Source organism: Bartonella schoenbuchensis R1 (assembly GCF_002022685.1).
Taxonomy (GTDB): Bacteria; Pseudomonadota; Alphaproteobacteria; order Rhizobiales; family Rhizobiaceae; genus Bartonella; species Bartonella schoenbuchensis.
In genome coordinates, this window is the sequence record NZ_CP019790.1 from 44,563 (window position 1) to 55,761 (window position 11,199).

Below are 11,199 nucleotides of genomic sequence, written 5' to 3' on the forward strand. Positions count from 1 at the left end.
ATATCCTATAATGGCAGTATCAGGAGAAGTAGCTATATTTGGTACGATGGACAAAATGCTTATGGAACCCATTGTAGAGGCGCTAGACAAAAGCATTGTAAATCTTTCATCTGCTTTATCTGGCCCAATCATGGCAAGCGCAACAATTTATATTGCGTTTATGGGTTACAATGTCATATATGGTCGTTCTTCCATACCATTATGGGATTTTATAGCTACAGCTGTAAAACTTGCTATTATTGTTACACTAGTAAAACAAGCCGCTAGCTATAACATTTGGGTCAAAAATCTATTTTTTACCGATCTGCCTAATGCCATTACAAGTGCTCTGCAGGCGTCAAATACAGACGGCAATGTATGGGACGAGATGATTAAAAAAGCTGTTGGACAAATTTTTGATAAGGTGGAGAAGGCTGGAACGCTTGAGTGGCTTGGTATATGGATAGCGGGTATAGTTTGTATTATAATTATTGGTTTCTTTTGTACAATTGGTTTTGTTGTAGCAACTTTTGCTAAACTTGGTCTTTCCCTTACCTTATCATTAGGACCGCTTTTTATAGGTTTTTATATGTTTTCAACAACTAGACGCTTTACGGAAGCGTGGCTAAGTCAAGTTGCGAACTTTGTCATTTTGCAAGTGTTGGTGGTTCTTCTAGGTGGTGTATATGTCCATCTCACAATGAATATTCTTGAAAAAGGTATTGCAGAAATGATGGTTACCCTCGTTCAGTTCCTCGCAATTGGTACATGTGGTATTTATCTTTTCATAAACTTACCAGAAATTGCAGCAGCTTTGGCCGCTGGTGGTGCAAATCTTACAGGAGCAACACATTTAGCTCACCATTCTGCTAAAGCAGCAGAAGCGGGTGGGCGTACAGCAAAAGCAGTCGGTCGTGCTGTTAGAAAGCTAGTTACAAGAGTGTGAAGAGGATAAATTACAAATGCGGGGTTTTAAAAACATTGGGATCATTTTATCGCTTATTTGTTTTATGAGCGGGTGTGCGTCTTTTCAAAATACAGCGAAACCATTACCGAAATGTAACGGATATTCTAAGCGAGCCTTAAACAAATCAATGTGGAATTGGGAAGGGAAAAATCCATCCTCCACCCCAATCATGATCAACAATGATACAAGCGTCAAATCATCAGCGCAAAATGATAGTTTTGATATGGCTTTAGCTGAAAAATCAAAACATCACGAAATTGAATCATATAAAAATTGCGGGTAAATAAAATGAAAAAGAAAGACGTTGAGCAATACATTGCTGAAGCGCGGTCATTTGATCAAGATCGAATAATCACATCCCGCCGTATTACGCGTGCCTCGCTTGCTATTGCTGGGGTAGCAGTTATAGCTGCAATTGTCTCTTCATTAGCCGTTATAGTGCTTGTACCACTCAAAACAGTTGAACCATTTGTAATCCGCGTTGATAATTCAACGGGTATAGTTGAGGTGGTTGAAGCATTAAAAGAAAGCCCCGCAAATTTTGATGAAGCTATTACACGCTATTTTGCTGCAAAATATGTTCGTGCTCGTGAAGGGTTCAATTTAAGCGAAACGCAAAATAATTTTAAGACGGTCTCTTTGTTATCTTCTTTTGAAGAGCAAGGTAGATTTGCTGAATGGTATGGTGCCAAGAATCCACAAAGTCCACAATTTTTATATAAAAACGCTGTTGCAACCATTTCTGTAAAATCAATTTCGTTTATCAGTAAAGATGTCACTCAGGTTCGTTATTATAAAACAGTTCGTGAAAATGACACTAATAAAGAATCCATTACACATTGGGTAGCAACTCTTACTTTTGGATATGTCAACTCCCCAATTTCTACGCAAAATCGTTTGGTGAATCCTCTTGGTTTTATGGTTCGTGAATACAGAACTGATCCTGAAGTGGTGAATTAACAATGAAGCAAATTATATTTTCTTTTTTCCTCAGCATTGTGGTCAGCTCTTTTTTAAACAATGTGAGCTACGCTAGTATCTCTCCTATACGTGCACCTAATGACAATAGAATTCGCTTTGTCAATTATGATGCCTATAATGTCACAAAAATCATTGGATCTATACGTTCATCCGTGCAAATAGAATTTTCCCCTAGTGAAGAAATTGCACATGTTGCTATTGGAAATAGTGTTGCATGGGAAGTGGCACCGGCTGGAAACATTATTTTTCTTAAACCACGAGAAGTTCAGCCTATTACAAATCTACAAGTCATAACAACACGGCGTGATGGATCAAAACGGTCTTACCAATTTGAATTGATGGTTAAAAATGGGGAAATTTCATCTGAAAGTGAAACATATTTCCTTGTAAAATTTCGCTATCCTCAGGATGAAGCAGCACAAAGACAAATTGAAGCACAACTCAAAAAAGATAGAAAACAAGCATTATATGTAGATGAAGCCTTTGGTGCTTATGAACAACATGGACCAAGAAATTGGGCTTATTCAGCTCAAGGAACGGTTATTCTTGAACCAACATCAGTTTATGATAATGGCAAAACAACCACTTTTACTTTTTCTGATAATCAGGAAATTCCCGCGATCTATATTGTTGGAAGTGATGGCAAAGAATCCCTCATTCCTAAAACAACAAAAGGAAATATGGTCATTGTGCATGCTATTAGTCACCAATTCATTTTAAGACATGGAGCAAACGTTTTATGTGTTTTTAATGAAGCCTATCAACCTAAAGGAAGCGATCCAGAAACAGGTACAACCTCACCATTTGTTGAACGTAAAATCGTTACAGATCTTTAAGGGGAAAAGTGAAAGGAATAAATACGTGAGTGACAATAATGATGAGATAATCGCTGAAGATCGCGGAAAAATTGATGATAATCAAAATAGTATATCAAGCGAAACAAGAAAAAAAGTAATTATAGGGCTCGCCTTTTTAGGGTTTGGCGCCTACATGCTTTGGAATATATTATCAACCTCATCAACACCAGATGATACAGAAAAAGAACCCAAAAAAGAAGTACAAAACTTTAATACTTCACTCACTCCTTTAGAATTAGCTCCTTCTGAGCCAAAACCGCAAATTGGTCAAATTGCATTACCAGCACCAACACCGCCAATTGAGGATATCAAAGATGATCCATTGCTTGATGCAGCAAGACGTTCACCGGTTTTAGCTTTTGCTAGTGAATCTCATTCCCAAGACAATAAAACAAAAAGAAACAATCTTTCTGAAATAACTGAAATCTTTAATAAAGATTCTCAAAATTTCTCTACTCTTTTAAAGCCTACAAAAATAGAAGGAACAAAAGCAGAATTACTAGGCAATAGAAATTTTATTATTGCAATGGGAACATCCATTCCATGTATATTAGAAACAGCAATAAGCAGTGATCAGCCAGGTTTTACAAGCTGTGTTATTAATCGTGATATTTTATCTGATAATGGCCGCGTTGTTTTGCTTGATAAAGGAACGCAAATTGTTGGTGAATATCGAGCTGGGTTAAAAAAAGGACAAAACCGGCTTTTTGTTCTCTGGACAAGAGCAAAAACACCCAATGGAGTCATTGTTACTCTCGCATCACCAGCCACTGACAATTTAGGAAGATCTGGTTTTGATGGCGCAATTAATACCCATTGGTGGGAACGCTTTGGATCAGCATTGTTACTTTCTATTGTTGATAATACTTCAGCAAACCTATCAGGTCAGATAAGTGATAGCATCCAAATCGCTGGCACAAACAACCTTGGCAAAGAAGCCGCTAGTATTGCTCTTGAAAATCAAATTAATATACCTCCTACCTTAGAAAAAAATCAGGGTGAATTAGTGAATATCTTTGTAGTAAGAGATTTGGATTTTTCATCAGTTTACAAGCTGGCCGTAACAGAGAAAGAGAATAAAACTTTTACGCGCTCCGCCCCGAGCAATTTCTTTCTCCATTCTCCTGTTCGGTAAAAGTAAACCATCATGACAGCAACGAAAAATGCAGAACGGACCTCCGTTGTTTTAACAAAGTTAAAGCTATTAAATGATTACTTAAATGATGAAAGTTTGTTTGAAATTGTTATCAATCGTCCTGGCGAGGTCATGGTTGAAAGCCAAAATGGTTGGGAAACACATAAACTTGAAGAACTGACATATAGTGAATTGGAAGGTATAGCAAAAGTTGTTGCTGCTTATACAACTCAGAAAATCAGTGTAGAAAACCCAATCCTCTCAGCAACACTGCCCAATAATGAACGCATACAAATTGTAATGCCTCCTGCGGCTGCACCAAATACTATTAGCATGACAATTCGTAAGCCTTCCTCACGAACTTTTTCTCTTGAAAGTTTGCATGAAAAAGGTTTGTTTTCTGTCACTAAAAATGTCAGCTTTACCCCATCTGAACAGATGATTGGACGATTAGGTGAACTATCCGACAGCGAACAAGAATTAACGAAATTGTTCATTGCTAAAGACTTTAGTAGTTTTTTAGAAAAGGCCGTTATTGCGCAACAAAATATTTTAATATCTGGTAAAACAGGATCAGGAAAAACAACACTCTCTAAAGCTTTAATTGCAAAAATTCCTGAAGATGAGCGGATTTTAACTATTGAAGATACTCCCGAGCTTGTTGTTCCTCATCCAAACAAGGTGCAGTTATTTTATTCAAAAGATAATCAAGGATTGGCACAGGTTGGAGTTAAAGAACTACTTGAATCTGGATTGCGTATGCGACCAGATAGAATACTCTTACAAGAATTGCGTGATGGTACAGCTTTTTATTATATTCGTAATGTCAATTCCGGACATCCAGGATCAATCACAACAGTTCATGCTTCATCCACTCTAGCAGCCTTTGAACAAATGACGCTTCTTGTTAAAGAAAGTGATGGGGGAAGTGATTTAGCGCGTGAAGACATCCGTGGTTTGTTGATTTCTATGATCGATATCATTATTCAATGCAAACGCTTAGAAGGCAAATTCCGTGTAACAGAAATTTATTATGATCCTTTTAAACGTCGAGATGCTTTTTAAAAATTCAAATTCACTAAAATAGCTACACTGATAAAGCTTTTCTAAGTGCACGGTTGACAACATCAGGTTCATTTTCAATGATAGTAAGTAATATGCGAGAAGGAGCATCTATAGAATATCGTCCTTGTTCCCAATCGCGAATACGCCCTACAGAAAAACCATACCGTGCTGCAAATTGTGTTTGTGTTAAACCAACATTTTTCCTAATTTTTTTCACATCAATGCTTGAAGGAATATGGATACCGAACTTTGTAGTATCCGCTTCACCTTTTGCATAAGCAAGAGCCTCACGGGCACCTTGTAATATACGTGATTCTGCTTTACTTGCCTTTTCCATTATATCTCTCTCCTATATTCGTTTAAGAGTGCAGTTAAGATTTTCTTCAGCTCATTTCTCTCTGTCTTTGTTAAATTTCCTTGAGATGACTTACTATAAATATCTAAAAGAAATACGGGGGTATTTTGACCACTAAAAAAAGTAATGATTCTATATCCACCACTTTTACCTTTCTGTTTAGTCGGAAATCGAACCTTTCTTGCACCACCTGTACCTTGCATGAGATCACCCGCACTTGGATTCGCGGCTATAAAAGAAATGATATCTGATAATTCATCAGATGATATACCTTCCTCTTTTGCAGAGGTCAGATAAGCCATTGTTTCAATTACTGTTTGCATACTTTAAATATACGGGATACCCGTACTTATGTCAAGAAATAATATAATTGCAATTACCTTGTAATTCCCTTTGAAGGCGTGCGTGTTATCGCAAGATTGTTTTGTTTTTGTATATGTCTTTGTTGTAGAAATTTTATTGCCGTTTGAAGTTCATTGACAAGCTTTTTATCATAAGTCTGTTTTGAGGCTATTTCTTTTGATAAGTTAAAATTTCGCTTATAGATTACATCCTTTCCAAAACGCCTATTTAAAGCACTTTCAAGCTGCACAAATTCTTTATTAATGTTCTCTGGTATCTTGGAATAATTATTACGGCCAACTTCAACATTTTTCATATAAGCGACAGCTTCTTGAGAGAGAGAAGGCACTTCAACCTTTAATTGTTCACGTTCACGTGTAAGTTTGTCCATATGCTTCTCATAGGAATTTTTATAAAATGATTGAAGTCTTCTAATCGTAGAAATTGCAAGAGGAACATTATAAAGTGCAGCTTTTCGTTCTTTTCCTGCTGATTTTAGTTTGTCTATTAAACGGTCTGATCCGCGCAGTTCACCAACTTTATTAGGTGCTTTAGCTAAAATATCAGGTAATTTATCCCCCTTGCCTGCTAAAATTGTTTGTTCAATCTTAAGTGCAGCTGCTTGGGGATCCTTATAGATAGTCTTCAAATGATCGTTTAATTCTTTAAAAGTATCAACATAAGATTGTTCATTTCTAAGAGCGTTTTGCGCTTTCTCTTCTAGATTAGAAGTGTCTGTATAAGAAGAAAGATATGGTGCCTGTTGTGTTGTTTGTATTGCTATATTAAAACCTTTTTGTGGCCATTCTTTATCTATATCAATGTGAGAAAGAACTCGTTCATTAATACCTTGAGAAACATCAACTCTTCTATTTACTGTAAATTCAGTGAGGTTTCTACGGATTAGCGCAGACATTAAATCAGAGTTGCCATAATATGATTCAATTGACGCACGCGTCATTTCTTGTCGCTCTACACGATCCCAGTCGATATGATAACCAGCTTCACGAGCAAGTTGCCAGATAAATTCACGTAAAGTACGTCCATTACCTTCTCGAAACGGGTGCAACGCATTCAATTCGCCCATGTAATATCCAGCCCTCTGGCTAAATTCATTAGCGTCAAGACCACGTAAATGTTGTTCTCTTGCAAGCTGTTGTGTAATCTGCGGTGCGTAACTTTCAATTTGAGTATAATGAGCAAATTTACTATTATCTTTGACAATATCCACTAAACGAGTCTTTCCTGCCCATTCATAGACGTCACCAAACAGCTTTTTGTGGATTTTTTTCATGTGATCTAGATCGAACTTACCGCTAATAGAAGTACGCCCAAGCTCAAAAGACCTTATATAAGCGAAAGCAGATTCTACACGCTCCAATCTGGCTTGGTCTTTAATTCCAAGCAGATTATACATAACACCAGTTTCTGGATCAGTATAAGGATCGTTGCTACCCTCATATTTCCTCACGTTTTATCCGTTCCATCAAATCCTTGATTACATCACTTGTTTCAAGCTCTCCAACAACAACACGCTCCATTTGTGCAACGACTTGTGGATCTGGTTCCAAACCCTCTAAACGTTGACTAGCCAACGCATTTCTAGCATCACGGCGACGGTATTCGATTTCTTCCTCGCTCAACATATTACATCTCCTTCAATTACCTATTATTATAGCAAAATAGGGTTATAACAACAACGTTTTAATACTTTAATTTTAACTTTCTTTACCTTGTAATTCCCTTTGAAGGCGTGCGTGTTATCGCAAGATTGTTTTGCTCTTGTATATGTCTTTGTTGCAGAAATTTTATTGCCGTTTGAAGTTCATTGGTAAGCTTTTTATCATGAGGCTGTTTTGAGGCTATTTCTTTTGATAAATTAAAATCTCGCTTATAAACCATATTTTCTCCAAAACGCTTATTTAAAGCACTTTCAAGCTGCACAAATTCTTTATTAATGTTCTCTGGTATCTCGGAATAATTATTACGGCCAACTTCAACATTTTTCATATAAGCGACAGCTTCTTTAGAAAGAGAAGGCACCTCAACCTTTAATTGCTCACGTTCACGTGTAAGTCTGTCCATATGCTTCTCATAGGAATTTTTATAAAATGATTGAAGTCTTCTAATCGTAGAAACTACAAGAGGAACATTATAAAGTGCAGCTTTTCGTTCTTTTCCTGCTAATTTTAGTTTGTCTATTAAACGGTCTGATCCACGCAGTTCACCAGCTTTATTAGGCGCTTTAGCTAAAATATCAGGTAATTTATCCCCCTTGCCTGCTAGAATTGTTTTTTCAATCTTAAGTGCAGCTGTTTGAGGATCCTTATAGATAGTCTTCAAATGATCGTTTAATTCTTTAAAAGTATCAACGTAAGATTTTTCATTCCTAAGAGCGTTTAGCGCTTTCTCTTCTAGATTAGAAGTGTCTGTATAGGAAGAAAGATATGGTGCTTGTTGTGTTGTTTGTGAAATTATCTTTTCTTTTTCTTTTTGTGATTGCTTAATCTTGATACTTTCTTTTTGAAGTTTAGCAAAACTTGCCTTCGCTCTATCCCAAAGCCTTTCAATCTTTTTTCTCTGTTTTTGCAACCATTCTTTATTTGTCTCAATGTAAGAGGAAACTCGTTCCCCAAAACTTTGAGAAACATCAATTCCTCTATTTGCCGTAAATTTAGCAATATAATCTCTGTAATCAGGAGATTCAGAAAAATCGAGAGTTGTTGTTTTGACGCCAGATCTAGAAAAAGCTGCCACTAATTTTTCATATGTATTTGCACGACCCGATTGATTGATACCACTAACTAAAGAAGGGTCACCGCGTTCTATTAAATCAACATTAAAAATGTTCTTTTTGATTTCCTTATTGTTAACAACAACAGTCTCTTTGTTTTGACGAATAGATATTTTGTCACCAAACTCAATACCCGCACCATCTATAGCAGAAGGCAGATTCACACCATAAATACGTTCAATTCCACGTGAAGTTGCGATATCAGCATAAGGTGTTTTGGTTTTTGCATTTTCATTAAAAGAGGTATACCCTGTTTCTACAAGTTCACCAATTATTGTACCTTTAACCTGTCTGTGTTCATATAATCTAACCTTTTTAAAATCTTCCTCTGCTACATAAAGATGCGACTGATATCTGTGTCGAGACATAGAAACATATGCAAGATGTTGATCCATAAACGACGAGGCTAAAACGAAAACATTATCAACTGTTACCCCCTGACTTTTATGAATGGTGGCCGCATATCCATGATCAACATTTTGATAAGTTTGGTTGGAGAAAATAACCTCTCGGCCAGAGTCAAGAAGTACTTTTAAAAGCGGTTTTCCTTTTTTATTTTGTGTAGACAAAACAGTGCCTAACATACCATTTTTAACTTTTTGCTCTCCTAATTCCGGCGCATATCTTTCTTTGAACTGAGCATTTTCAAGAAAAATAATTCGGTCACCAACAACAAATTCCCGTTGTCCCCTCATGGTATCAAAGTTTGTTGTGCTCGTTATATCTTCTGATTTAAGTAAACGAGCATCTTTAAGTGCTGTTCGGATTTTTTCGTTTATTTTTTTTACAGCCACATTTGTATGAGCAAGAACAAGAAGTTCATCACCCCTTAAAGATCTTCCTTTTTCTACATATTTTGCTTCCAACTTTTTTCGTGTATTCATCCAATCTTTAACAATAGTATTTATTGCTTGTTCATGTGTTTTAGTTTGGTGAATGAATCCCCTGTTTTTATAGTTATCTAAAGCTTCTTTTACTTGACCACGTGCAAATTGCCGTGATGCCTCTTGTCCCCACTCTTCTTTTTGTCTTCTTACGCCAGATAATTCAACATAACCAATATTATCAACAACAGCACGAAACGCAGCTCCAGCTTCAATTGGTTGTAACTGCATATTATCGCCAACAAGAACTATTTTAGCGCCAGTTTTTTTAACCTTTTGAACAAAATAAGAAAGCTGCTTTGAAGAAACCATTCCAGCTTCATCAATGACAAAAACATCACCAACCCGTAATTCATCTTTTTTATTGTTCCACGCCAACTCCCAAGCGGCAAGAGTTTTACTTTTTATTTTTGAGGATTCTTCAAGACTTTCAGCAGCTTTACCCGCGAGAGCCGCACCAAATACACGTCGACCACTATTCACCCAAGCAATATTTGCTGCTTCTAATAAAGTCGATTTTCCAGCACCAGCATAACCAACAATTGCTGCAACACCTTTATCATCTGTAATATGCTCTACTGCTAATTTTTGTTCTTCTGAAAACTTAAATGCATTGCTGCGATCTTTATTTTCAACAAATTTTATTGCATCTAAAACCTTCTTACTTTTAAGGCCATGCCCCTTTGTTTGAAACAAAGAAACGACGTCACGTTCCATATTATATTCAGTTTTTATAATTTCCTTTGTTGAGTAAATAACTTTATTAGGATGAGAATGATCTTTAATTTTAATAAGATTATCACTTTGTTCTAAGCACACCATAATATCATTAAAGTCATTTACATCATCAACATATCGATTAATGATTTTAGCAAGGTCAATACGACTGAATGTCGATTTCTCAAATGAAATTAATTTTAATACTTCAGCTGGATTTTTTTTAATTATCTCTACAGATTTTTGTTTTATTTTTTCATTAGCTTGCAATGCAGTACTAAGCAGGCCTTTTTTTTTCATCGCATTTGCAGATTGCCCTAAATGAATAGTTGGCTCTATAGATAATCCCCTATCTTTATATGACCGCATATCTACTTTTATGTCATAGCCAGACATTGCTAAATGTTTCGTTGCAATTTCACCCCATGAATTACGCAAATCCTTAATTGCATCTTTATAACCTATGACATTTTCATAAACTACACGTTCTTCTCTTTTTATCGGATTTCCTTCCTTGTCATGAATCGTAACAAAAGATTTTTTCACTGTTCCATCATCATTTAAAACAGCTATTTTTTTTGACCCAAGCCCATGTTCTGCAACAGGACGTAAAGTATGCATTATATGAATATGTGGATTTCCTTCACTGTCGTGATAAACCCAATCAGAAATAAGACCTTGCGATGTAAAGTTTTTATTTATAAATTCTTGTACAAGGGAAATATTTTGTTTTTTAGATAATTCTAATGGTAATGCAATAACAACTTCTCTTGCTAACTGCCCATTTACACGCTCGTTATTTTGAACATAATTCCATAACCATTCACTTTTTTCTTCATTTTTATTGAGATATTTCAATGGTTCTTTAAGCCATTTTGGTGAATTTTTAGGAAAGCTAATTTCTGAATAAACGAGATCTTTTTCTTTATTATATTTGTGCGTACTCGATCCTTCTAATTCATCAAACATTCTCGTTCTATGACGATACGCTGCAGCTGCAACTGCTGATCTTCCGGAACCTATAATTTTAGCTGATAAATGCGCTATTGCCATAAGGTAAAATTCTTTTAAACGATAATATTTTTTATAAAAAAATTCTTAGCATAAAACGTTTATGAAATAA

11 protein-coding genes are annotated in these 11,199 nt (G+C 36.0%); 6 read left to right on the forward strand and 5 right to left on the reverse strand.

The genetic code is table 11. The annotated features are described in order from the left end of the window. Positions 1–10: 10 nt before the first annotated feature. The 6 genes from BscR1v2_RS07885 to virB11 are packed head-to-tail and all read left to right on the forward strand — an operon-like array spanning position 11 to position 4,984. Positions 11–925, forward strand: a complete 915-nt coding sequence (locus BscR1v2_RS07885; RefSeq protein WP_078690382.1) for a TrbL/VirB6 family protein — start codon at positions 11–13, stop codon at positions 923–925. Positions 926–941: 16 nt separating this feature from the next. Further along, positions 942–1,229: a type IV secretion protein VblB7 gene (locus tag BscR1v2_RS07890; protein WP_078690383.1), complete on the forward strand. Its 288-nt coding sequence runs from the start codon at positions 942–944 to the stop codon at positions 1,227–1,229. 5 nt (positions 1,230–1,234) lie between these two features. Then, positions 1,235–1,906, forward strand: coding sequence for a VirB8 family type IV secretion system protein (locus BscR1v2_RS07895; protein WP_078690384.1), 672 nt, complete (start codon positions 1,235–1,237; stop codon positions 1,904–1,906). A 2-nt stretch (positions 1,907–1,908) separates the two neighbouring features. Continuing rightward, entirely contained in the window at positions 1,909–2,763 is an 855-nt protein-coding gene (gene virB9, locus BscR1v2_RS07900; RefSeq protein ID WP_078690385.1) for a P-type conjugative transfer protein VirB9, read from the forward strand. A 25-nt stretch (positions 2,764–2,788) separates the two neighbouring features. Then, a complete protein-coding gene (virB10, locus tag BscR1v2_RS07905; RefSeq protein WP_236829035.1) occupies positions 2,789–3,919 on the forward strand; it encodes a type IV secretion system protein VirB10 in 1,131 nt (376 codons plus the stop codon). A 12-nt stretch (positions 3,920–3,931) separates the two neighbouring features. Beyond that, positions 3,932–4,984: a P-type DNA transfer ATPase VirB11 gene (virB11, locus tag BscR1v2_RS07910; RefSeq protein ID WP_010703103.1), complete on the forward strand. Its 1,053-nt coding sequence runs from the start codon at positions 3,932–3,934 to the stop codon at positions 4,982–4,984. Between the two features lie 22 nt (positions 4,985–5,006). Here the strand turns inward: virB11 and BscR1v2_RS07915 are convergent, their stop codons facing one another. From BscR1v2_RS07915 to traA, 5 genes are all read right to left on the reverse strand, one after another. After that, positions 5,007–5,321 (reverse strand): helix-turn-helix domain-containing protein, encoded by a 315-nt coding sequence (locus BscR1v2_RS07915; protein ID WP_010703104.1) that lies wholly within the window; start codon positions 5,319–5,321, stop codon positions 5,007–5,009. Beyond that, the gene (locus BscR1v2_RS07920) at positions 5,321–5,662 is read right to left on the reverse strand and encodes a type II toxin-antitoxin system RelE/ParE family toxin (protein ID WP_078690387.1); all 342 of its coding nucleotides are present in this window, start codon (positions 5,660–5,662) and stop codon (positions 5,321–5,323) included. The genes BscR1v2_RS07915 and BscR1v2_RS07920 overlap by 1 nt, the downstream gene beginning before the upstream one ends. A gap of 53 nt (positions 5,663–5,715) precedes the next feature. Beyond that, complete coding sequence (locus tag BscR1v2_RS07925) at positions 5,716–7,152, reverse strand: Fic/DOC family protein (protein WP_153302026.1); 1,437 nt, start codon at positions 7,150–7,152, stop codon at positions 5,716–5,718. Further along, positions 7,139–7,327: an antitoxin VbhA family protein gene (locus BscR1v2_RS07930; RefSeq protein ID WP_078690388.1), complete on the reverse strand. Its 189-nt coding sequence runs from the start codon at positions 7,325–7,327 to the stop codon at positions 7,139–7,141. The genes BscR1v2_RS07925 and BscR1v2_RS07930 overlap by 14 nt, the downstream gene beginning before the upstream one ends. A gap of 82 nt (positions 7,328–7,409) precedes the next feature. Further along, a complete protein-coding gene (traA, locus tag BscR1v2_RS07935; protein ID WP_078690389.1) occupies positions 7,410–11,129 on the reverse strand; it encodes a Ti-type conjugative transfer relaxase TraA in 3,720 nt (1,239 codons plus the stop codon). Between the last annotated feature and the right edge of the window lie 70 nt (positions 11,130–11,199).